18 protein-coding genes and 2 pseudogenes are annotated in these 23,014 nt (G+C 64.1%); 14 read left to right on the top strand and 6 right to left on the bottom strand.

Annotated elements, in window-relative coordinates:
- Positions 1-4 precede the first annotated feature (4 nt).
- The 3 genes and pseudogenes from ACVWZ4_RS33695 to ACVWZ4_RS33685 all read right to left on the bottom strand — a co-directional run bounded on the left by ACVWZ4_RS33695 (position 5) and on the right by ACVWZ4_RS33685 (position 2,466).
- Positions 5-589 (bottom strand): invasion associated locus B family protein, encoded by a 585-nt coding sequence (locus ACVWZ4_RS33695; protein WP_456742058.1) that lies wholly within the window; start codon positions 587-589, stop codon positions 5-7.
- Positions 573-764 (bottom strand): annotated as a pseudogene (locus tag ACVWZ4_RS33690) (invasion associated locus B family protein); the annotation flags it as partial. The gene ACVWZ4_RS33695 and the pseudogene ACVWZ4_RS33690, both read right to left, overlap by 17 nt.
- A gap of 13 nt (positions 765-777) precedes the next feature.
- Positions 778-2,466 (bottom strand): aspartate:alanine exchanger family transporter, encoded by a 1,689-nt coding sequence (locus ACVWZ4_RS33685; RefSeq protein WP_456742057.1) that lies wholly within the window; start codon positions 2,464-2,466, stop codon positions 778-780.
- Between the two features lie 135 nt (positions 2,467-2,601).
- Here ACVWZ4_RS33685 and ACVWZ4_RS33680 point away from each other — a divergent pair, with 135 nt between their 5' ends.
- The 6 genes from ACVWZ4_RS33680 to ACVWZ4_RS33655 all read left to right on the top strand — a co-directional run bounded on the left by ACVWZ4_RS33680 (position 2,602) and on the right by ACVWZ4_RS33655 (position 10,704).
- The gene (locus ACVWZ4_RS33680) at positions 2,602-3,282 is read left to right on the top strand and encodes a YoaK family protein (protein WP_456742056.1); all 681 of its coding nucleotides are present in this window, start codon (positions 2,602-2,604) and stop codon (positions 3,280-3,282) included.
- Positions 3,279-4,982 carry a SulP family inorganic anion transporter gene (locus tag ACVWZ4_RS33675; protein WP_456702893.1) on the top strand — a complete coding sequence of 568 codons (1,704 nt, stop codon included), beginning with the start codon at positions 3,279-3,281 and terminating at the stop codon, positions 4,980-4,982. The genes ACVWZ4_RS33680 and ACVWZ4_RS33675 overlap by 4 nt, the downstream gene beginning before the upstream one ends.
- A 137-nt stretch (positions 4,983-5,119) precedes the next feature.
- A complete protein-coding gene (locus ACVWZ4_RS33670) occupies positions 5,120-7,873 on the top strand; it encodes a decarboxylase (protein ID WP_456702894.1) in 2,754 nt (917 codons plus the stop codon).
- Between the two features lie 18 nt (positions 7,874-7,891).
- Entirely contained in the window at positions 7,892-9,592 is a 1,701-nt protein-coding gene (locus ACVWZ4_RS33665) for an aspartate:alanine exchanger family transporter (protein WP_456702895.1), read from the top strand.
- Between the two features lie 32 nt (positions 9,593-9,624).
- A complete protein-coding gene (locus ACVWZ4_RS33660; protein ID WP_456790456.1) occupies positions 9,625-10,056 on the top strand; it encodes a hypothetical protein in 432 nt (143 codons plus the stop codon).
- Positions 10,057-10,251: 195 nt separating this feature from the next.
- Positions 10,252-10,704 (top strand): hypothetical protein, encoded by a 453-nt coding sequence (locus ACVWZ4_RS33655; protein ID WP_456702897.1) that lies wholly within the window; start codon positions 10,252-10,254, stop codon positions 10,702-10,704.
- A 38-nt stretch (positions 10,705-10,742) separates the two neighbouring features.
- Here the strand turns inward: ACVWZ4_RS33655 and ppk2 are convergent, their stop codons facing one another.
- Both ppk2 and ACVWZ4_RS33645 read right to left on the bottom strand, forming a co-directional pair.
- Positions 10,743-11,543, bottom strand: a complete 801-nt coding sequence (gene ppk2, locus ACVWZ4_RS33650; RefSeq protein ID WP_456702898.1) for a polyphosphate kinase 2 — start codon at positions 11,541-11,543, stop codon at positions 10,743-10,745.
- A 21-nt stretch (positions 11,544-11,564) separates the two neighbouring features.
- Positions 11,565-12,018: pseudogene (locus ACVWZ4_RS33645) on the bottom strand (hypothetical protein).
- 155 nt (positions 12,019-12,173) lie between these two features.
- Here ACVWZ4_RS33645 and ACVWZ4_RS33640 point away from each other — a divergent pair.
- From ACVWZ4_RS33640 to ACVWZ4_RS33610, 7 genes are all read left to right on the top strand, one after another.
- Positions 12,174-12,599, top strand: coding sequence for a hypothetical protein (locus ACVWZ4_RS33640; RefSeq protein ID WP_456705244.1), 426 nt, complete (start codon positions 12,174-12,176; stop codon positions 12,597-12,599).
- Complete coding sequence (locus ACVWZ4_RS33635) at positions 12,592-13,824, top strand: HlyD family secretion protein (RefSeq protein ID WP_456702900.1); 1,233 nt, start codon at positions 12,592-12,594, stop codon at positions 13,822-13,824. Before ACVWZ4_RS33640 ends, ACVWZ4_RS33635 begins: the two co-directional genes overlap by 8 nt.
- A gap of 103 nt (positions 13,825-13,927) precedes the next feature.
- Positions 13,928-15,811: a sensor histidine kinase gene (locus ACVWZ4_RS33630; protein WP_456702901.1), complete on the top strand. Its 1,884-nt coding sequence runs from the start codon at positions 13,928-13,930 to the stop codon at positions 15,809-15,811.
- Positions 15,812-15,904: 93 nt separating this feature from the next.
- Positions 15,905-16,885 carry an ABC transporter substrate-binding protein gene (locus tag ACVWZ4_RS33625; RefSeq protein ID WP_456734727.1) on the top strand — a complete coding sequence of 327 codons (981 nt, stop codon included), beginning with the start codon at positions 15,905-15,907 and terminating at the stop codon, positions 16,883-16,885.
- A gap of 109 nt (positions 16,886-16,994) precedes the next feature.
- Positions 16,995-18,731 carry a DUF3300 domain-containing protein gene (locus ACVWZ4_RS33620; RefSeq protein WP_456742055.1) on the top strand — a complete coding sequence of 579 codons (1,737 nt, stop codon included), beginning with the start codon at positions 16,995-16,997 and terminating at the stop codon, positions 18,729-18,731.
- Positions 18,728-19,645 carry a DUF2950 domain-containing protein gene (locus ACVWZ4_RS33615; protein ID WP_456742054.1) on the top strand — a complete coding sequence of 306 codons (918 nt, stop codon included), beginning with the start codon at positions 18,728-18,730 and terminating at the stop codon, positions 19,643-19,645. The genes ACVWZ4_RS33620 and ACVWZ4_RS33615 overlap by 4 nt, the downstream gene beginning before the upstream one ends.
- A complete protein-coding gene (locus tag ACVWZ4_RS33610; protein WP_456702905.1) occupies positions 19,629-20,087 on the top strand; it encodes a hypothetical protein in 459 nt (152 codons plus the stop codon). Before ACVWZ4_RS33615 ends, ACVWZ4_RS33610 begins: the two co-directional genes overlap by 17 nt.
- Before the next feature lie 3 nt (positions 20,088-20,090).
- Here ACVWZ4_RS33610 and ACVWZ4_RS33605 read toward each other — a convergent pair whose 3' ends face one another.
- Positions 20,091-20,627, bottom strand: a complete 537-nt coding sequence (locus tag ACVWZ4_RS33605) for an N-acetyltransferase family protein (RefSeq protein WP_456734730.1) — start codon at positions 20,625-20,627, stop codon at positions 20,091-20,093.
- 158 nt (positions 20,628-20,785) lie between these two features.
- On the opposite strand from ACVWZ4_RS33605, the gene ACVWZ4_RS33600 reads away from it, so the two are divergent.
- Positions 20,786-23,014 (top strand): DUF3141 domain-containing protein, encoded by a 2,229-nt coding sequence (locus ACVWZ4_RS33600; RefSeq protein WP_456734731.1) that lies wholly within the window; start codon positions 20,786-20,788, stop codon positions 23,012-23,014.

The following is a 23,014-nucleotide window of genomic DNA, read 5'->3' as shown; positions in this document are numbered from 1 at the left end:
CACTTCACTCGTCGATATATTGCTCCAGCGTCTTGGCCGGCACGCCCTTGTGGGCGGTCGCGAATTGCGCCAACGGGATCGCAGTCGTGAGGGCGAGGAGGTTGGTATCGACGAGTTCGAGCGTCAGCGCCTTGCCGGCTTCCATTCCCTTGATGATGTCCGGTGCCGCTACGTCGTCTGCGATGCATAGATTGCTCAGGCACCAGGTGTAGGGCACGCGGACAGGGGGCCCTCCGTCGATGCTCAGCTTCGGCGCCTGTTGCAGGTACATGCCGACAGGCACGAACAGTCGCAGGCGGACGGTGGGTGCATCCTCGCGCTCGATCAGGTCAACGCGAACGGCCGTCTGTCCGGTCGGGAAATTTCCCGTGATCGAGGTCCGACACAGCATCGGCGCCCCGCCGGCTTTGAAGCAGAGCTTCTGCCAGTCGCCATAGGTGATGTCCTTGGCTTCGCGCTGACCGCGCGTTGCGACCTCCGCGGCCGTCTCGGCTTGCGCCGCTTTCGGCGCGGCGATGCCCGAGCTTGCCGCCGTCGCTATGATCGCGGCGCTCAGGAGACCGCAGAGAGCATCAAGAGGACGAGCCATCGCTGCAACTCCAAGATCCGGCCCGAGAACCGGGCTCATTTCGGCGCATCTGGAAATTTGGTACCAGCGGCGACCGGAGCGGTATCGCATCCGGCGAGCCGATGAAGAAATGTCCCTCATTGCCGAACGGCGGCATCAGATGATACTCGGCCCGGCCGCCGGCGGCGATGAAGGCATCGCGGACTCCTTCAAGCAACGAAAGTCGCGGCAACCACGATCGGACCGAGCACTGTCAGCACGACGTTGCCGACCGCATAGGGCACGGCGACGCCGAGCACCGGCGTCTTGCTGTCGGCGACATCGCAGGCGCCCGTGACGGCGGCATCGACGGTCATGGCGCCGGCCAGCGCCCCGCAGATGACGACCGGATTCATGCGAAGAATGTAGCACGCAACGAGCGTTCCGACCGTCATCGGGATCAGCGTGACGGCGGTGCCCATGCCGACCAGCAGCAGGCCATGAGCCTGAATCGCGGACCAGGCTGCGAGACCGTTGCCGAGCCCGATCGCCGCGATGAAGCCGCCGAGGCCGAGGTCGCTCAGCGTCTGCTGGGCCGCCGGCGGCAGCGCGCCCATGGTCGGCTTCCGCGAGCGTAGCCAACCGCAGGCGAGGCCTGCGATCAGCGCGCCGCCACCGCCGCCGAGTGTCAGCGCGACCGCGCCGACCTTGATGCTGGCAACTCCGGCGAGGAGGCCGACGGCGATGCCGGCGGCGAGGAAGGCCATGTCGGTGCGGTCACCGGCGTTGAGCGCGTGGCCGACCTGCGCTGTCGCGCGCACGATGTTGCCGGTGCTGCCGACCAGCGTCATGACGTCGCCGACATAGACGCGCGTATCGGGGCCGAGCGGCACGTCGCGGTCCATCCGTGTGAGGGCGCGCAGGAAGACGCCGCGCGCATCGTCGCCGACGATCTCGGCCACCTCACGGATCGATCGGCCGTGCAGCCTGCGGTTCTCCACCAGCACCTCGATCACGTTGCCAGGCAGGCTGCGCAACAGCTCGTCGGCATCGATTTCCCGGCCGATGACGGGCTTTGCCGTGACGATGGCCGCAGTCGGGCCGGTCAGGACGACGTCGTCGCCGTCCTCGAGCGTTGCGTCCCTGTGCGGGGCGACATCGGCGCCGCGGCGGACGATTCGCTCGACGATGGTCCGGCCACCGATGTCGGCCTCGATGGCCTCGACCGTGCGGCCTGCGGCGGTCGAGACCCGATAGGCGCGGGCCTGGAATTTGCGATAGGAAAGATTGTCCGTTTTCGCCGGAGCGCCGCCGGCAAGCTCCGCCTCGAGCTTCTTGGCTTCGGCCTTCAGATCGATCCCCATCAGCCGTGGCGCGACGAACGGCACGAACAGCAGCGTCAGAATGTATCCGAGCACATAGGTCACGGCATAACCGGCCGCGATGTTGGCTTCCTGCTGCTTCAGCACATCGGCAGGCAGGCCGAGCTGTGCCAGCGCGCCCGATGCGGTGCCGATCACCGAGGACTGCGTCAGCGCCCCCGCGGTGAGTCCCGCGGCCGTTCCGGTGTCGAGCTTGAACGCGTGGGCGAAGATGAGCACGAGCACGAGGCCCGTCGCGCCGATCACCAGCGCCAGCACGACCTGCGCGAGAGTGCGGAGACTGAGAGAGGCAAAGAACTCCGGTCCCGACCGGTAGCCGATCGTGAAGACGAAGAGGCTGAACAGGATCGCCCGCAGGACCGGCGGGAACGTGAAGCTGCCGAGTTGTCCGATCAACACGGCGACGATCAGGATGCAGGCGGTGGTACCGATCGAGAAACCGCGAACCTTGATGCGGCCGAGGATGGTGCCGATCGCAAGCGCCAGCAGCAAGAAGATCTCCGGTGCGGTGGTGATGATCCACCTGACGGTGTCCATGGTCGCGTTCCCCGTGCGCTTTGGTGCGATTTGATTGGCGGCCGGGGAAGATTGCTTGATCCAGATCAAGCCTCGGCACGAACGAGGCGATGCCTATGATTTGATGAAGCGCTTACGACAGCCCTCCTTGCCGACATGAGTAGCTTGGACGTTGCAGCCGGCGCGATCCGCCGCGATGAAACCGTTGAGATCGTCCTGCTGCTGGCCTTCGCCGGCGGCTTCATCGACGCCTACACCTGGATCATCCACGGCGTGCTGGCGAATGCGCAGACTGCCAATGTGATCTTTCTGTGGGTTCATGCGATGGGAGGTGAGTGGGCGCAGGCATTGCACTTCGTTCCGCCGATCCTCGCCTTCACCGTGGGCATCGTGATCGCCGCCTGGCTGCGCCGCGTCGCCGGCGAGAGGGCCGGCGCGCTCAGCGTCCTGCTCGAGATCCTGTTCCTGATCACGATCGGCATCCTGCACAACCGACTGCCTGATCTCGCCGGAACGCTCGGTATTTCCATGGTCGCGGCCATTCAGGCGGCGATGTTCGTCAAGGTCGAGGGAACGGTCTGCAGCACGGTGATGATCACCGGTAACATGCGACAGCTCGTCGAGAATCTCCTCGCGATCGTGTTCGGAGGTGCGCCGCTCGGGACGTTGCGCAAGTCGGCCATCTTCTATGCGCTGTGTGCGGTGTTCGGCTGCGGCGCGGCCGTCGGCGCTTTTGCCACCAGGTCCATTCCCAACCTCGCGCTTGGTCTTCCCGTGATCGCGCTGCTGATTGTGCTGCTGCGCTGCGAAGCAACCCCACGCGAGGTGACCCAATGAAGTTGCCTTCCGATCCCGGCTGGACACGTTTCTTCCCGCCGTTCGGCTGGCTCGCCGCCTATCGCCGCGAATGGCTGCCGTCCGACGCCGTCGCCGGCATCACGCTGGCCGCTTACGCGATCCCGGTCTCGCTTGCATATGCGGCGCTCGCCGGCTTGCCGCCGCAGATCGGCGTCTATGGCTACATGCTCGGGGGCATCGGCTATGCGCTGCTCGGCTCGTCGCGCCAGCTCGCGATCGGCCCGACCTCGGCGATCTCCTTGATGATCGCCGCGACCGTCGGCGCGCTGGCCGGAGGAGAGGCGGTCCGCTACGCCCAGATCGCCAGCCTCGCAGCCTTTGCGGTGGCGGTGCTGTGCTTCGTCGCCTGGCTGTTCAAGCTCAGCGTGCTCGTCCGCCTCGTCAGCGACAGCATTCTGGTCGGCTTCAAGGCCGGCGCCGGACTCACCATCATCATGAGCCAGCTGCCAAGCCTGCTCGGGGTTGCCGGTGGCGGCCACAATTTCTTCGATCGCGCCGGCAAGTTGGTCGGGCAGCTTGGCGGCATCGATCCGCTGGTCCTGGGCATCGGCGCCGTCGCGCTCTTGTTCCTCCTGCTTGGCGAGCGGCTCCTGCCGGGCAAGCCCGTCGGCATCACCATCGTTGCGGCTGCGATCATTCTCGCAACACTCCTGGGCTTCCCCGGTCTCGGCGTGCCCGTTACCGGGAAGATACCGGAAGGTTTGCCGGCGCTGGCGATCCCGACATTCGGCCTGCTGGAATTCGACGATCTGTTTCCGCTGGCCGCAGGTTGCGTGCTGCTGGCCTATATCGAAGGCGTATCGGCGGCTCGCAGCTTTGCCGCCAAGCATGGCTATCAGCTCGACGTCCGTCAGGAGTTCCTGGGATTGGGCGCGGCGAACCTCGCCGCTGCTTTCGGCCATGGCTATCCCGTCGCCGGCGGACTATCGCAATCGGCTGTCAACGACAGCGCCGGTGCCCGGACTCCGCTGGCACTGGTGATCTGCTCGGTAACGCTCGGGCTTTGCCTGCTGTTCTTCACGGGCGCGCTGACCAATCTGCCCAAGGCGGTGCTTGCGGCGATCGTCCTGGCCGCGGTCTACAGGCTGGTCGATGTCCGCGCGCTGCTACGAATGTGGCAGGTCAGCGGGATCGATTTCTACGCGGCGGCGATCGCCCTGGTCTCCGTGCTGCTGCTCGGCATCCTCCAGGGCGTTCTGCTGGCGTCGATCGCCTCGATCTTCCTGTTGCTGGCGCGGGCCTCGCGGCCGAACGTCGCGTTCCTTGGCCGCTTGCCCGGCAGCGGGCGCTATTCGGACACCGCGAGGCATGAGGGGATCGAGCCTTTGGTCGGGATCATCGCCTTCCGGCCCGAAGCGTCGCTGCTCTACATCAATGCCGAGACCATCCTGGAGACTGTTCTGATCGCCCTCCGGGCGGCGCCGGGCGTCCGGCTGGTGGTCTGCGACTTGTCCGCATCGCCCTATATCGATCTGGCAGGCGCGCGCATGCTGCACGAGCTCCATGACGAACTTGCGTCACGCAGCGTGACCTTCTGCATCGTCGGCGCGCATGCGCAGCTCCGCGACCTCCTGCGCGCCGAAGGACTCGCGGCCAAAACCGATAGCGGCCAGTGGCTACGGTCGCTCGATAGTTTGCTCGGCGATGACCAGGCGACCAACGCGCAGCGAACGGCCTGACGCCGTCTTATTGCGATGCGAACGGCTGGCATTGCGTGCCCCGAATGCACGCGACTGTTGACTTGGATCAATGGAGCTGCCGGCGCCGCACTCACGATCGCGCATCAACTTTCGCGTCAGAGGATCGGGAGAGTCATATGTCCAAGGACACCAAGGCCGCGCAGAAGCGCATCGACCAGTTCTTTTCCGGTCCCGGCGCGCGGGCGGACGACTGGCGTGATCTGGTCGAGTCCGCGAAGGTCTGGGCCCGCGGGGGCAATCGTGCGGGGTATGACGCTGCGCTCGCCGGCCTGTCGATCACTGAAGAATTCCACGGCTATCCCGGCCTGCAATTGATGGCCGCCCTGCGCGAGGCAGCCTCGAGCGGCGATGCGGCAGCGTCGTTGTCGCTCGCGACCCGGATTACGCAGGCTTTGGCCACGCGATCCTTCCGCCAGCATGCCGGTGACTGGAATGCGAAGGATGACGGCAATGGCGATGCGCCCGAGCTGGTGCCGCCGACCTTCGCGGGGCACAAGGGACGCCGGCCTTATTTCGAGACCTTGATTGTGACAGGCGTGCCGTCCAGCCAATGGCCGGCACTGGCAGCCGAATGGCGCAAGCTGCGCCGCCCCGAAGATGGCTTCATCTATGAGCCCGTGATCGTCGGCAGCCTCGAAGACGCCTTCTGCGCGACGATGCTCAATCCCAACCTCGGCGCCGCCGTCATCAACGAGGGCTTTGGGCTGCGCTCGCGGCACGATGCGCCGGTCCTCCGTTCGATGACGGCTATGGCCAACCTCAAGGACGAATCCGATGCGTCCGCGCTGCGGCTCGCCCAGATCATCAAGCGGATCAGGCCCGAGCTCGACCTCTACATGATCTCGAACCGCGACGTCGAAGAGCTCGCCGGCAACCCCGAAGCCAGCGTCGTCCGTCGCATCTTCTATTCTGTGGAAGAGCTGCTGGAGCTGCATCTGTCGATCCTCGAAGGTATCCAGGATCGCTACGACACGCCGTTCTTCGACAATCTCAAGAAATACGCGCAGCGTCCGATCGGGACGTTCCATGCGCTGCCGATTGCCCGCGGCAAGTCGATCTTCAAATCCGACTGGATCCGCGACATGGGCGAATTCTACGGCCCGAACCTGTTCCTGGCCGAGAGCAGCGCCACCACCGGCGGTCTCGACAGCATGCTGGAGCCGACCGGCAACATCAAGAAGGCGCAGGAGAAGGCAGCGAGGGCGCTCGGCGCCGATCGCGTCTTCTTCGTGACCAACGGCACCTCGACCTCCAACAAGATGGCGGTGCAGGCGCTGCTCGCGCCTGGTGACATCGCGATCGTCGATCGCAACTGTCACAAGTCGCACCACTACGGCATGGTGCTGGCGGGCGCCCAGCCGCTCTATGTCGAAGCGTTCCCGATGACGGAATATTCGATGTATGGCGCGGTGCCGCTGAAGACGATCAAGCAGGCGCTGCTCGGCGCCAAGGCCGACGGCCGGCTCGACCGCGTCAAGATGCTTGACCTGACCAACTGCACTTTCGACGGCCACATCTACAATACCCGCCGCGTGATGGAGGAATGCCTCGCCATCAAGCCCGATCTGATCTTCCTGTGGGACGAAGCCTGGTTCGGCTTTGCACGCTTCTCGCCGTTCCTGCGCCGACGAACCGGGCTCGGCGCCGCCAATGAGATCGAAGCGTGGATGCATGATCCGAGGTCGGTCGCGGCCTACGAGAAACAGCAGGCCGAGCTCGGCAAGAATCCGTCCGACGAGGTGCTGCTCAAGACCCGGCTGATTCCCGATCCGCGACAGATCCGCCTGCGCGTCTACCAGACCAACTCAACCCACAAGTCGATGTCGGCAATCCGGCAGGGGTCGATGCTGTCGGTCAAGGATGTCGAGTTCCACACCGTTGAGCAGCAGTTCAAGGAGGCCGTGTTCACGCACGCCTCCACCAGCCCGAACCAGCAACTCATCGCTAGCCTCGATATCTCGCGGCGCCAAATGGAGCTGGAGGGCTATGGCCTCGTCGCCAACGCCATCGAGATCGCGTTCGCGATCCGCCAGGCGGTCAACAACAATCCACTGATCTCGAAATACTTCCGCATCCTCGGTGCCGACGCCATGGTGCCGGCGCAATACCGCCAGAGCGGCTTCACCGACTTTCTCGCCGACGGCGTCAACTGGGCAAACACGCTCAAGAGCCTGGACGAGGACGAGTTCTGTCTCGACCCGACGCGTATGACGCTGGTGTGTGGCACGGCCGGCTACGACGGCACGCAGTTCAAGGGCATTCTCGCCAACGAGTACAACATTCAGGTCAACAAGACCTCGCGCAATTCGGTCCTCGTCCAGTCCAACATCAACAATACCCGCAGCGACGTTGCGCATCTCATCCGCGTGCTCGCCGAGATCGCGGGTGAGGTCGACCGTGGCTTGGCGCAGGGCGGCGAAAATGCGCGCAAGACGTTCGAGGCCCGGGTCAAGAGCCTGATGAAGGACGTGCCTGATCTGCCGAACTTCTCGCATTTCCACCCGAGCTTCCGTGGCGATGCCGGCGACAAGACCAATGAAGGCGATATTCGCAGCGGTTTCTATGCCGCCTATGACGTCGCAGGCTGCGAGCACATCCGCCTCAACGATCCCGAGATCGATCGGCGGCTGAAGGCCGGTCCCGAACTGGTCTCGGCCAATTTCGTGATCCCGTATCCGCCGGGCTTTCCGATCATGGTGCCGGGCCAGGTGATCACGCAGGAGACCATCGACTTCATGCGCAAGCTCGATGTGAAGGAGATCCATGGCTACGACGCCAAGGAAGGGCTGAAACTCGTGCGCGCGGAAGCCTTGGCGAAGCTCGGCCGGCCGAAGCCCGGTGCGCAACCGAAGCTCAAGGCCGCGTCATAAGTCCTGGAGGGGACCAACATGAAGCCGTTTTTCGAGTTCTTGCAGCAATATCCGTATCTGCTGCTGTTCTTCGTCGTCGGGCTCGCCGTCTATATCGGCCGGGCCAGCATCAAGGGTTATGGCCTCGGCATGGTCGCCGGCGCCATCGTGGTGGGCGCGGGCCTGTCGGTGTGGTCGTCGACCTATGGCGTGAAGCTCGAGCTGAACAATTTTGCCAAGAGCCTGTTCTATTATCTCTTCATGTACGGCGTCGGTTTGCGCGTCGGCCCGTCCTTCATCAACAGCCTCAAGGGTGACGGCCTCAAATTCTGCCTCTTGGCGGTGGTGTCGAGCGTGCTGGGCCTCGCGCTCGTCGTTCTCGGCGCGAAGATCTTCGATCTGCCGGTCGGTGCCGCCGGCGGCATGCTGGCGGGCTCGCAGACCATGTCGGCGGCGATCGGCTCGGCCGAGCAGGCTGTCACCTCAGGCGTCGTCAAGCTGCCGGAGGGCATGAAGCCCGAGCAAGCCTCCGGCATGATCGCGCTGTCCTACGGCATCACCTACATCTGGGGCACCGTCGGAATCATCCTGATCTGCAAATATCTGCCGCGCTGGTGGGGCGTCGACGCCAGGGCCGCCGCAAAGCGATACGAGCAGGAATTCGGCGTGAAGGATCTCGAAGGCGGCGGTCTCACCGGCTACCGCCAGTTCGGCCTGCGCGCCTATCGGCTGGAGAACCCGGCGCAGGTCGGGTTGAGTATCGCCAAATTCCGCACGATGAATCCGGAATACCGGATCGTCAATGTCGGGCGCAACGGCGAGCCGCAGGGCGCCGATCCCGAGTTCGTGCTGCAAAAGGGAGACATCGTCGCCCTCGGCGGTTCGACCGAGCATCTTACCGAAAAGATGGGCCTCATTGGTCCGGAGGTCGCGGATGCCAAGACGCTCGGCATCCCCATGGACCAGGCGGACATCCTCGTCATCAACAAGGACATGGTGGGGCGAACGTTCGAATCCTTCCGCGATACCGCGATTGCCGGCCAGTTGCAGGTCACCAAGGTCGAGCGCGGCGGAGTTCAGATCCCGGCCGGTCTCAAGACCAAGCTGGAGCGCATGGATATCGTCTCCGTGGTCGGTCTGAAATCCGCGGTCAACGAACTCGGCGAAATGTGGGGCCGCATTGCGCGGGCCAACACGTCGACCGACCTTCTGACCCTGGCCGTCGGCATGATCATCGGCTTCCTGATCGGCATGGTCGAATTCCCGGCCTTCGGCGCCAAGGTCGGCCTCGGCAACGCCGGTGGCCTGCTGCTGTCGGGCGTGATCGTGTCTTCGGTCGTCTCGCGGCTCCGCTTCTTCGGCAACACGCCGAATGCGGCGCGAAACGTGCTCGAGGATCTCGGCCTCGTCGTCTTCGTCGCCATCGTCGGCGTTAATGCCGGCGCGGGCCTGCTGTCGCAGCTCACGGGCGCGATCGCCTTGAAGATATTCATCGTCGGCTTCATTGCCTGCACGATCCCGCCGTTCATCGTCTGGGCGATCGGGTTCCACGTCTTCAACATCAATCCGGCCGTGCTGATGGGCGGCGTCGCCGGTGCGCGGTCGCATTCAGGCCCGTGCCGCGAGGCGGCGGTCGAAATCCAGAGCTCCGTGCCCTGGATCGGATTCCCGGTCGGCTATGCCGTCTCGGGCATCCTGCTCACCATCTTCGGCTACTTCGCAATGCTGCTGGCGCAATAAGCGGCGCAACCACAAACGTAGAAAGGATTGTCATGCGGAAATCTGCCATCGGCGCCATCCTGGCCGCCTTGCTCACAACCGTCGCCTTCAGCACGCCATCGCGTGCCGATACCGGCCAGGTCGCGGTCGTCTTCACCAAGGGCGGCTTCGTCGTCGGTGTGGGTGGCGGGGATGGGGTGCTGCTGTACAAAGGCAAGAAGTATCCCTTCACGGTGTCCGGCATGAGCGTCGGCCTCACCATCGGGGCCTCGACCACCAAATATGTCGGCCGAGCCCTGAACCTCAGGGGACCGGAGTCCATCGAAGGCTCTTATGCCGTGGGGGGAGCCGGCGGGGCAGTCGCCGCTGACGCCGGCGCCGTTCAACTGCAGAACAGCAATGGCGTGATCCTGCAACTCAGCGGCCCGAAGGTCGGTGCGGAAGTGTCGGCCGCGGTCGGCGGCGTCACCATCCGTCTGAAATAAAGTTGATCCCGGCCCGCAGCGGGCACGTTCACGTGCGCGCTGCGCGGGCCCACCTCTCAAAGCTTTCGTATTATTGATTTAAGTCAAGCGCGAACTCAGATCGATAACCGACCTTATCGTCGGGTGCCCATCGCGGTCCTGCGGCGGCATCACCGAAGAGCGAGTGACGGCACCCCAATCAACGGAGGAGATGCCATGCTTCGTTATCTTCTGGCTGCCCTTGCGGTCCTTGTCCTGCTTGCCGTCAGCCTCGTTCCCGACAACGCTTTCGCTCGCCGGGGTGGTGGCGGCTTCCATGGCGGCGGTGCGCGGGCAGGCGGCTTTCACGGCGGAGGTTACCGCGGTGGTGCGGTTCATGCCGGCCGGGTCCATGGTGGGTATCGCGTCGCCGGACGTGCACGTCCTGCTCATCCGATAGCCGGTCGTCCCGGCCGCTATCCGGTCGCCGGCCGGCCGGGTCGTCCCGTCGCCGGCTATCCCGGATACCGTCCCCGCTACGGCTACGGCTACGGCCGCGCAGCCTATGGTGCGGCCGCGGTCGGCGCCGCAGCAGCCGGCGCCTACGGCGCTTATGGCTACTACAACAACAGCTGTTATGACAGCTACGGCAATTGGATCTGCGCGCAACGAAACCCGTATGGCTATTGAGCGAACGACGGATCAGGCCGCTCGGCGGCCTGATCCGCTCAATAGCGCTGCGCGACGAAATTCATCCCCTTCAGGCTGGCCTGGTCGTTGTAGCGTCCCTTGTCGGAGCGTTTCGGCAGCTTGATCTTGTCCTTCTTGATACGCTTATAGGGGACGGCGCCGAGAAGGTGGGCGATACAGTTCAGCCGTGCCTTTCGCTTGTCATCCGATCGGATGATGTACCAGGGAGCTTCGTTCGTGCTGGTTTTCTTCAGCATCAGGTCGCGCGCCCGCGAATAGTCGTACCATCTCGAATAGGACTCCAGGTCCATAGGGCTGAGCTTCCATTGCCGGACGGGGTCGTCGATGCGCGCATGGAAGCGACGCTCCTGCTCCTCCATGCCCACTTCGAGCCAGATCTTGATCAGGATGATGCCGCCATCGATGACATATTTCTCCATCTGCGGGCACAGCCTGAGGAAGCGCTCGTGCTCGGCGGGGGTACAGAATCCCATGACGTATTCGACGCCGGCGCGATTGTACCAGCTTCGGTCGAAGATCACGATCTCGCCGCCGGCCGGGAATCTTTCCATGTAGCGCTGGAAGAAAAGCTGCGTCTTCTCGCGATCCGACGGCGCGGGCAGGGCAACGACGCGGAACACGCGCGGGCTGACCTTTTCGGTGATGGCCTTGATCGTCCCGCCCTTGCCGGCGGCGTCCCGGCCCTCGAACAGAATGATGACCCGTAGCTTGTTCTCCCGCACGTAGTCCTGGAGGTGACAGAGCTCGACCTGAAGCTTCTCAAGCTCCTTCTCGTAGTCTTTTCGCTTCATCCGCTCCGCAGGTACGTCCCTGGCCATGCCGATTCCTTCTGTTGCGCGTCAATCGTCCCAGGAGATGGTGACGCCGATATCGCCAGGCACACCGCCGGGGAACTCGATGATCTGATAGGCGATGCGATAGCCGCGCGGCTTCAGATAATCGGTCCAGAGCTGGAAGATCTCCTTGGGGATGCCGGTCAGGGTATTCTCCCAGCCCTTTTCCATCTGGTTGATGGCGCGGCCCCTTGTCGGTGCAGAGCGAGTTCGGGAAGCGATAGACCATCACTTCGGTCATCCCGTTGCGTACCGCGCGCTGGATGATGGTCGAGGCGAGCTTGATCTTCTCCTCCTCGGTCTTGCCGGAGGGCTTGCTCAAGCGCTCGATCAAAGCCCGCTTTTCGGCCTCGGCAGCGGCTGCCACGCGGACATATTCCTCGGCTTTCTCAGCCTCCTTGAGAGCGGCTTCCTTCCGAATCTGGGCAGCGTTGGGGATGAGATCGTCGAGGGCGGGCATGGCTAGCGCCTCCTGAGGGCAGTGCGATCAACGCTAGGTCGGGCAGGGGGCGTTCCCTTGATTCAAATCAAGCAAACGGACGGACTTCCGAACACACTGCCGCAAGTACTCATTCGCGGACCGAGGAGAGACGTTTGAGCGACCAGCTTCATCCGATGGCTCCGCACCATCTGCCGTTCTATCTCGCGCCGGGAAGCGGCACCGATACGCTAATGGTGGTGATGGGCATCTTCCTGATCGGCACACTGCTCTGGCTCGGCACGCTCTATTGGAAGCTGCACAGCCTGCCCGAGCGGTTGGCGCACAAGTCGCAAAAGTTGCAGTTCGAGTTCGTCGCGGTACTCGGCCTGATCTCGCTGTTCACGCACATGCACATCTTCTGGATCGCGGGCCTGTTGCTTGCGCTGATCGATCTGCCGGACTTCGGTACGCCGCTGCGCAGCATTGCCGGGTCCGTCGAGAAGATTGCAGAGGCGACGCCGGCCGGGGATGGCGAGGAGGTCCCGGCAGAGGCCGCGCCTGCGCCGGCTCTGCCGGAAAAGCCGGGGTCTGCCAAGGAGAAGGAGCACAGCCATGCTTGAGCTCATGATCTGCTCCCTCGTCACGATCCTGCCCGACTACCTCTATCGTCGCTACGCTCAGGGCAAGCGCTTTGGCAAGGAGATCACCTTCTTCTCGGTCTGGTACGAGCTGCGCTGGGGCATCACCGGCTGCCTGATGCTGACGGTGTCGCTGATCACGATGATCTTCTATTTCCACCCCGCGACGACATCGGCGACGCTCTATTTCCGCACCGTGCCGATCCTGCCCGAAGGTTCGGGCCGTGTGGCCGAGGTCAAGGTCGGCTTCAGCGCGCCGGTGAAGAAAGGCGATGTGCTGTTCACGCTGGACGCCTCGAAGCAGCAGGCCGCCTACGACACGGCGAAGCGGAAGGTCGCGGAGGTCGACGCGGCCATGCAGACGGCGCAGGCCGACGTGGCCAAGGCCGAGGCCCAGGTTGGTGAGGCAATGGCCAATTATCAGCAGGCCAAGGACGAGCTCGAGGTCAAGAGCGAGCTCCAGCGCCGCAACCCCGGCATCGTCCCGCAACGGGACATCGACAAGCTCCAGGTCCTGGTCGATCAGCGTCAGTCCGGCATCGATGCCGCGAATGCCGCGAAGCAATCGGCATCCATGCAGGTCTCGATCTTGCTGCCGGCGCAGAAGGCCAGTGCGGAAGCGGCGCTGGACCAGGCCCAGGTCGATCTCGACAAGACACAGGTGCGCGCCGGCGTCGACGGGCGCGTCGAGCAGTTCCTGGTTCGCCCGGGCGACGTCGTCAATCAGCTGATGCGCCCGGCGGGCGTTCTCGTTCCGGAAGGCGCGGGCCGCAAGGTCCTCCAGGCCGGCTTCGGCCAGATCGAGGCGCAGGTGATGAAGGAGGGCATGGTGGCGGAGGCGACCTGCATCTCCAAGCCATGGGTGATCATCCCGATGGTGATCACGACGGTGCAGGACTACATCGCTGCCGGACAGTTCCGGTCCGGCGAGCAACTCATCGATCCCCAGAACGCCGTCCGTCCCGGCACCATCCTGGTATTTCTGGAGCCGCTCTACAAAGGCGGCCTGGATGGGGTCACGCCCGGCAGCAGCTGCATCGTCAATGCCTACACCAGCAATCACGAGGAAATTTCGGCCAACGATACCCCAACCAGCCGGAAGATCGCGCTGCACGTCGTGGACGGCGTCGGCCTCGTCCACGCGCTGCTGCTGCGCATTCAGGCGCTGTTGCTGCCGATCCAGACCCTGGTGCTGAGCGGTCATTGAGCGGGTTCTGGAGGAATTGGCGCTGTCCGCGCAGGGCAATTCCCGCTAGAATTGCCCGTTGAAGCAGCCGTTGGAAGCTGCGCGAAGGGAGCTGAGCGGGCGCATGTCCATTGTTTCGGTCAGGCCGTGGCCGGCCGCAGCCGCATGGTTATGCCTGACCCTGTTGGTCGCCTTTTGCCTGCCCCCCGGGCGAGCCGGGGCCGTCGAGCGAAGCCGGGGCGGCGAGCTCAAGCGCGTGCTGGTGCTGCATTCCTTCGGCCGCGAGTTTCGGCCCTGGAGCGAGTACGCGCGTGACATCAAGGCCCGGCTCGAGCGACAATCGCCTTGGCCGCTCGACATCCAGGAGCATGCGCTGCTCACGGCGCGCTTCAACAATCCCGGTCCCGAGGCTCCGTTCGTCGACTATCTGCAGTCGCTCTACCAGGGCGCGAAGCCCGACATCGTGCTGAGCATCGGCGCGCCTGCCGCCCGGTTTGTGCAGAAATACCGCGCGCGACTATTCCCCGATACGCCGCTGATTCTTTCCGCGGTCGAGGATCGGCTGATCGATCGCGCCGATCTCCGCGACAACGACGTGGTCGTGGCAATCCGCAACGATTTCGTGGCCGCATTCGACAACATCCTTCGGCTTCTTCCGGACACCAAGTCGGTTGCGATCGTGATCGGAGCCTCGCCGCTCGAGAAATTCTGGATGGAGGAGGTGAAGCGGGAGTTGAAACCTCTCGGCGACCGGTTGGAGCTCGTCTGGTATTCGGATTTGTCATTCGAGGACATATTGAAGCGCGCATCGACCCTGCCGCCGCATACGGTGTTGTTCTGGGGGCTGATGTCGGTCGATGCGGTCGGGGTCGTCCACGAGAGCGACATTGCCCTGCGCAGCCTGCACGCAGTCGCGAATGCCCCGATCTTTTCCTACCAGGAGCCCTTCTTCGGCGACAGCACCGTCGGGGGACCGATGCATCTGGTGGCGGAAACGACTTCGAGGACCGCGAGCGCCGCGATCGGCATTCTCGGCGGAGCGGATCCCGCCAGCTTCAAGTATGAGCCCCTCGGCTTCGGTGCGCCCAAATATGATTGGCGGGAATTGCAGCGCTGGGGCATCAGCGAGAGTCGCTTGCCTCCGGGCAGCGAGATCGTGTTTCGCGAGCCGAGCGTTTGGAAGCGCTATCGCTGGCAGATGGTGTTGATCACCGCGGTATTTCTGGTGCAGGCGGGTCTGATCAGCGGCTTGCTGCACGAGGGACGCGGTCGCAGGTTCGCCGAACTGGAATCCCGCCAGCGGTTGGCAGAGCTTGCTCACGTCAATCGCTATTCCACTGTCGGCGAGCTGACGACGTCGATCGCCCACGAATTGAACCAGCCGCTTGGCTCCATCCTGACCAATGCCGAGACGGCGGAGCTGATGCTCAAGGGCAACTCGCCCGATCTCGACGAGCTCAGTCAGATCCTTGCCGATATCAGGCGGGACGACCTGCGGGCGAGCGAGGTGATCCGCAGGCTCCGCGCCGTTCTGAGAAAGACGCCGTTCGAGGTCAAGGACATCGAGCTCAACGATACCGTTCGCGAAGCGATCGGGCTTGTGGAGGCCGTCGCTCACGGACGCCGCATCGCATTGACCTACATGCCTGTCCTGGTGAATCTGCACGTCAAGGGCGATCCGGTCCAGCTTCAGCAGGTCATTCTCAACCTGATCATCAACGCGATGGACGCGGTCTCCGAGACGAACGGCGAAAAACGCGAGGTCAGCGTCTCGACCCTGCGTGCCGGCCATCACGCCGAGATCAGGATCACCGACACCGGAGCCGGAATAGCCGCGTCCGATCTTGCAAATGTGTTCGATCCGTTCTTCACGACCAAGCCGGAAGGCATGGGTATGGGGCTCGCGATCGCCAAAACCATCGTCGAGGCTCATCACGGCATGATCAGCGCGTCAAACCAGTCGGCGGGGGGCGCGCTGTTCACGATCCAGCTTCCGATCGCGCGCTGACGGGACGGTATCTTGATCTTGATCAAGCCCGCAGGGCTCCGCGGCGCTTTCTCTATCCCGGTCGCATAGTCGGGATAGGCGGGCGTGAGGAGCATGAGACGCCGTGACTTCATGTCGCTGGTCGGTGCAGCGGCCGCGTTTCCGGTCCTGGCGAAAGCCCAGGACCGGATGCCCTCGGTCGGGGTGCTGACTGGAAATGTGATCGGCGATCCCGGCGCACAGATGCGGATCGCTGCCTTTCAGCAGGGTCTCACCGATCGCGGCTGGACCGCCAATCAGAACTATCGTCTGGAGGTGCGCTGGCCGGGCCCCAATCCCGCGCGGCAAACATTGGAGGCACTCGAGCTCGTCGCCGCGGCGCCGGACGTGCTGCTCGCGACCAGCACAGGAACGGCGCGGGCGCTGAGCGCAGCGACGCAGCGAATTCCGATCGTTTTCGTTGGGCTCTCCGATCCCGTCGGCACCGGTCTGATCGCCAATCTGGCGCGGCCGAGCGGCAATCTCACCGGCTTTTCGCTCTATGAGCACTCGATGAGCGGCAAGTGGCTGGGGCTGCTGAAGGACATGGCGCCTGGGATCAGCCAGGCGGCGCTGCTGTTCAATCCGGAATCGTCACCCTACGCGTCGTCTTATCTGCGGGCGGCGCATCAGATGGAAAGTCGTTTGGGACTCAAGGTGATCGGCGCCAGCGTTCGCAGCGGCGCCGAGATCGCGGATCTGATCGAGACCACCTCGCGCGCCGGCGGCGGTCTGGTCGTGCTGCCGGATGGCGGCTTCTTCGGAACCCAGAGCGCGATGACGATTGCGCTGCTGGCCCAGCATCGCGTGCCCGCGATCTTCGCCGTCCGCTTCTACGCGGTGAATGGCGGGCTGATGTCCTATGGTGCAGATCTCACCCAGCAATTTCGTGATGGCGCCGGTTATGTCGACCGCCTTCTGCGCGGTGCCGGGATCGGCAGCCTCCCGGTGCAATTCGCCACCAGGTTCGAACTCGTCATCAACATGAAAGCGGCCAACGCCCTCGGCCTGACGGTGCCGGGCCGGCTCCTGATGGATGCTGAACTGATCGAATGACGCTTCGCTCTCGCGCAGCAGTAGCACGATCGCGTTTCGTTGATCTCGATCAACGAACGCCGGCGTGTCGGCTCGATCTTCCGACGCGGGAAGTGTGAAGGAGGATGCGATGTTTCGCTGCGGCAAGATCCTGGTGGCGCTTGCGTTCACAATGGCGACCTGGTCCGCCGCAATGGCGCAGACCGAGACGCCACCCGCGAATCCCGCTCCGCAGGCACAACCGGCAGCGTCGACGGCACCGGCGGCCGAGCTGCTGAAGCCGGAGCAGCTCGAAGCCTTGGTCGCGCCGATCGCGCTCTATCCCGACGAATTGCTGGCCAACGTGCTGGCCGCTTCGACCTATCCGCTGGAGGTGGTGCAGGCCGACCGCTGGCTGAAGGAGCGCAAGACGCTGAAGGGCGATGCGCTCAGGACGGAAGTCGAGAAGCAGAGCTGGGACGACAGCGTCAAGGCGCTGGCCAGTACCGCTGATGTCCTGGCCATGATGAGCGACCAGCTCGATTGGACCAAGAAGCTCGGCGACGCCTTCCTCGCTCAGCAGCCCGACGTGATGGATGCGATCCAGCGGCTGCGCAACAAGGCCTATGACAACAAGAAGCTTGTCACCACCAAGCAGCAGAAGGTCAGTGTCCAGTCTCAGGAGGGCAAGCAGGTCGTCGTGATTCAGCAGGCTGATCCCTCGGTAATGTACGTGCCTTACTACGATCCGGCGACCGTCTACGGCAGCTGGCCCTATGCGGAGTATCCGCCCTATTATTGGGGTTATCCATCCTATGTCGGCGCCGGCATGGTTGCCGCCGGCATCGCTTTCGGCACGGCATGGGCGATCGGGCGCTGGAGCAATTACTGGGGCGGCGGCTGCAACTGGGGCAATCGCAACGTCTACGTCAATCATCGCACCACCAACATCGGCAACGGTTGGCAGCACAACCCCGCGCATCGGGGCGGCGTACGCTACGCCAACAACAACGTGCAGCAGCGCTTCGGCAACAACAACATCAGGGCCGGTGCGGCGGACCGGATGGATTTCCGTGGCCGAGATGGCAACCAGGTGCTGCGTCCGAGCCAGGGCGCTGGCGCAGGAGATCGTGCAGGAGATCGTGCAGGAGATCGCGCAGGGGATCGCGCAGGAGATCGTGACGGCCCCGGTGATCGCGGCGGTGCTGGCAATCGTGGCGATCGTCCGGGGGCTGGCGATCGGCCGAGCGCTGGGACGCGTGATCGGCCTGGTGCTGGTGATCGTGCCGGAGCCGGTAATCGTGCGAAGGGCGGTGCTGATCGCGCCAGGGGTGGCGGCGATCGTGCCAAGCCTGCGACCAAGCCTGCGACCAAGGCTGCGAACCGTGCCGGCGGCGGTGCGGCCAATCGCGGCGGCGGCGGTAATCGCGGCGGTGCCATGAACGTCTCTTCGGGCCGCTCGGCAGCCGCCGCGTCCGCGCGCGGTCGCGCCAGCATGGCGAGCATGCCGCGCGGTGGCGGCGGACCGGGCATGGCCGGGCGCGGCGGCGGGGGCGGAATGGCGATGCGTGGCGGCGGAGGCGGTTTTGGGGGAGGCGGCCGCGGCGGCGGCGGTGGCCGGCGCTCCGATATCGCGCTGAAGCACGATATCGTTCTGCTCGGCCGTCTTTCCAACGGCCTCGGCTATTACCGCTTCAGCTACATCGGCAGCGAGAAGGCCTATGTCGGCGTGATGGCGCAAGAGGTCGAGCGGGTGATGCCCGACGCCGTAACCCGCGGCAGCGATGGCTATTTGCGCGTCTATTACGACAAGCTCGGACTGACATTCCGCAGCTACCGCGACTGGCTCGCCGGCGGCGCGAAGATTCCTGCGGAGGTGAAGCCATGACCGGGTTGAAATCGTTCCGCCGCGCAGTGTTGCCGGGCTTCCTGGTGTTGGCGGTGCTTGGCTCTGCATCGCAGGCGCAGGAATCCTACAAGACACCGGAAGACGCCGCGGCTGCGCTGGCGGCCGCGGTCAAGAGCGGTCCGAAGGACATTTTGAAGGTGCTCGGCAGGAATGCGCAGGATATCGTCTCCTCGGGTGACGAGGTTGCCGACGTCGATATCCGTCAGCGCTTCGCATCGATGTACGACGCCAAGCACGGCATCAAGGCGGAAGGCAACAAGACCGCGACCTTGACGCTGGGGCCGGATGATTTCCCGTTCCCGATTCCGCTGGTCAACACCAAGGCCGGCTGGGAGTTCGACATCGGCGAGGGACGCATCGAGGTGCTTCGCCGGCGCATCGGCCGCAACGAGCTCGATGCGATCCAGACCGCGCTCGCTTTCGTCGACGCCCAGAACGAATACGCCGACAAGGACCGCGGCGAGGGCGTCGGCGTCTATGCCCAGCGCATCCTCTCCTCGCCCGGCAAGAAGGACGGCCTGTTCTGGCGCGACGACAGCGACCCGAGCCCGCTGGGGGCGCTGGCAGCCGAGGCTGCGAACGAGGGTTATCGCGCGGGCGATGTCGGACCTGTGCCCTATCACGGTTACTACTTCCACATCCTCAAGGGGCAGGGCCGGGATGCGCGCGGCGGTGCGCTCAACTATGTCGTCAACGGCAAGATGATCGGTGGCTTCGGCCTGATCGCCTGGCCCGCGGAATACGGCAACTCCGGCGTCATGACGTTTCTCGTCAATCACGAGGGCATTGTCTACCAGAAGGATCTGGGCAAGCGCACCGAGTCCATCGCCGAGCGAACCACGCTGTTCGATCCCGACGAAACCTGGAAGAAGGTCGATGCAGCAAAACCCTAAACCGCGCCCGCGCCTGTTCCGCCTGAGCGCGGCTATTCTGCTGGCCCTCGGGCTGACCATTCCGGCGACGCCGTCCCTCGCGCAAGCCGCCGGCCATGTCCGCGCGAAAATCGTCAAGGCGGGCCTTCTGGTCGGCGGCGGCGCCGGCAGCGGTGTGCTGACCTATCGCGGCAAAACCTATCCGTTCAGGATCAGCGGCCTGAGCTTCGGTATCACGGTCGGCGCGACAGTCGGCCGCTTCGATGGCTGGGCGTCAGGCATTCGCGAGGTCGGCGACTTCGCCGGCACCTACAGCTCGGTTGGCGGCGGCTTTGCCGTGGTCGGGGGCGTCAACGGCGTCCATCTCCGCAATGAGAAGGGCGTGAACATCGTGCTGCAAGGCCCGAAGGCTGGCCTCGAGCTCGCCGCCAATATCAGCCAGATCACGATCGCCTTCAGATGAGGCTCACGCGGACCGCGTGTGGGCGAGATCGAGAACGAGGCGCAGCGTCGCCGGATCATCGCTTCGCGCAATTCTGAAATCGGCCTTTGCGAACACGCGGCGCATCGAGGCGTTGCCGGACAGAACTTCGGCCGTCAGCTCCCGCATCCCATGCTCCCGCGCAATATCGATGAGATGCCTCAGGAGCAGGGAACCGATGCCGCGGCCTTGCCAGGCGTCCACCACGACGAAGGCCATCTCGGCCCGACCGGGGTCCGTGACCACATATCGCCCGCCACCGACGATCGCAGGACGCCCTTGTTCCTCGACAAGGGCAGCAAGTGCGACGTGATTGCTGAAATCCAAGTCCATGAAGAACGCTCGCTCCTTCTCCGAGAAGTGCCGCTTCATGACGAAAAACCGGCTCCGGAGCGAGTCCGGCCCGGTGCGCTCGATCGCCGCCAGCATGTCGGCCTCGTCGTTCGGGCGCAGCGCGCGGATCTCGATCGGTGTACCGTCCCTCAGCGCCGCCCGCGCGCGGTAATTTGCGATGTCTGACATGCCGATGTCGCTCCGGCGGCATTCGGCTCGCCAAGCAAGCCGTGCCTCGTGCCTGTGCAGGATGAGAGCCTTTTGCGCGGGCAGATCATCTTGACCTAGATCAACGCTCGTCCTCGCCCGGCATCATCAATTGTCGAACGCGACGGAGAGGTCGAAACATGTCCATGGACAAGGCACAAATTCCGAGCGGTCCAATGTCGGGGCTGGTTGCTTCGGCGGTCGAATACATGGTCGATGCGGGGCAACGCAGTGTCCTGTTCCTGGACATCATGCGTCGCCGCGGCGACCAGTACCGGGAACACATCGCGCAGACCGCGCCGCATGTTCTGCAATATGCCGCAGAATTGATCATGGATGGCCGCAAGCTCGATGAACCCGTCAATTACGCGCTGGTGCGCATCCTTCCGCCTGAGAATGTCGAGATCGACAGGGATCGGCGGCCATTCGTCGTGATCGACCCACGCGCGGGCCACGGCCCCGGCATCGGCGGCTTCAAGGCCGACAGCGAAATCGGCGTCGCCATGAAGGCGGGGCACCCCTGCTATTTCATCGGCTTCCTGCCGGATCCGATGCCAGGACAGACCATCGAGCGCATTGCGCGCGCCGAAGCCATCTTCATCGAAGAGGTCATCAGCCGTCATCCCAATGCGGACGGCAAGCCCTGCGTCATCGGCAATTGCCAGGCCGGATGGGCCGTCATGATTCTGGCCTCGCTGCGCCCCGAGCTGTTCGGACCGCTGATCATCGCCGGCGCGCCGCTGGCCTATTGGGCCGGCGTGCGCGGCAAATATCCGATGCGCTATTCGGGCGGGTTGTTGGGCGGAAGCTGGCTGACGGCTCTGACATCCGATCTTGGCGCCGGCAAGTTCGATGGCGCCTGGCTGGTGCAGAACTTCGAAAACCAGAACCCGTCGAACACGCTGTGGACGAAGCAGTACAACGTCTATTCCAGGGTCGACACCGAGGCGGACCGCTACCTCGAATTCGAGCGCTGGTGGGGCGGCCACGTCAACCTCAACGCCGAGGAGATCCAGTTCATCGTCGACGAGCTGTTCGTCGGCAACAATCTGGCCGCGGGCAACATCGAGATGTCCGACGGCCGCAAGGTCGACCTTCGCAACATCAGGTCGCCGATCGTGGTGTTCTGCTCCGAGGGCGACAACATCACGCCGCCGCAGCAGGCGCTGGACTGGATCCTGGATTGCTACGCCGACGTCGATGAGATCAGGGCCTACGGGCAGACGATCGTATATACCGTCCACGAAACCGTTGGCCACCTCGGCATCTTCGTGTCCAGTGGCGTCGCCAAGAAGGAACATGCCGAATTCTCCGAGAATATCGATCTGATCGACGTGCTGCCGCCTGGGCTCTATGAAGCCACGTTTGACGCCAAGGCCGCCGATACGACAAATGCCGATCTCGCCATGGGCAATTGGGTGATGCGCTGCGAGGCGCGGACGCTCGATGACATCCGCGCCATGGGCGGCAACTCGCCCGAGGACGAGCGCCGCTTCGCCACCGCCAAACGCGTTTCGGAGATCAATCTCAAGGCCTATCAGAAATTCCTCCAGCCCTGGATCAAGGGCATGGTGACGCCGCAAATGGCCGAGTGGGCTCACAAGATGCATCCGCTGCGGCTGCAATACGAGCTGTTCAGCAGCAAAAATCCCTATATGGCGACGGTGAAATCATTGGCCGAGAAGGCCGAGGAGAAGCGCAAGCCAATCTCGAAGGATAATCCGTTCCTTGCCTTCCAAGAACAGATGTCGAAGCAGATCGTGCATGCTCTGGACAGTTGGCGAGATCAGCAGGAAGCTCTGAGCGAGGCGATGTTCCTCAGCATCTATGGGTCGCCGGCGCTGCAAGCCGCGGTCGGAATTGATCCCGGCTCCGCACCTTCCGCACGGAGGGAGATGTCGGCGGAGCATCGCGCGATGCTCGAGAAGCGCGTTGCTGAACTCAAATCGCGGATCGGCGAAGGCGGCCTTCGCGAGGCAGCGCTGCGCGCCTTGCTCTATGTCGGGTCGGCGCGCGGGATGGTCGACGAACGAAGCATCGAAGCCCTGCGGCAGATCCGGAGGGACCAGGACGGGGCGCGCATGACCCTGCCCGAATTCAAGATGCTGGTGCGGGAGCAGTTCTTCATGCTGCTGCTCGATCGGGACGCCGCGCTGGCCGCCATCCCCAAGATGCTGCCTGACGACGTCAATTCTCGTTGCCGCACCTTCGAGGCGATCGAGCGGGTGCTGTCGGCCAGCGAGGACGTCACAGGTGAGCGCGCGAGGCGGCTGGGGCAGGTTGCCGGCCTGTTCGGCATCGACACGTCGGAGGGTTCCGAAAGAGGGTCGAACGTTGCCCCTTTCGATCCCAGGGCGAAGGCATCCTAA

This window comes from Bradyrhizobium sp. USDA 4472 (assembly GCF_054058595.1).
The sequence above is the reverse complement of the archived record's forward strand: the minus strand, read 5'-3'. Positions and strand labels throughout refer to the sequence as shown.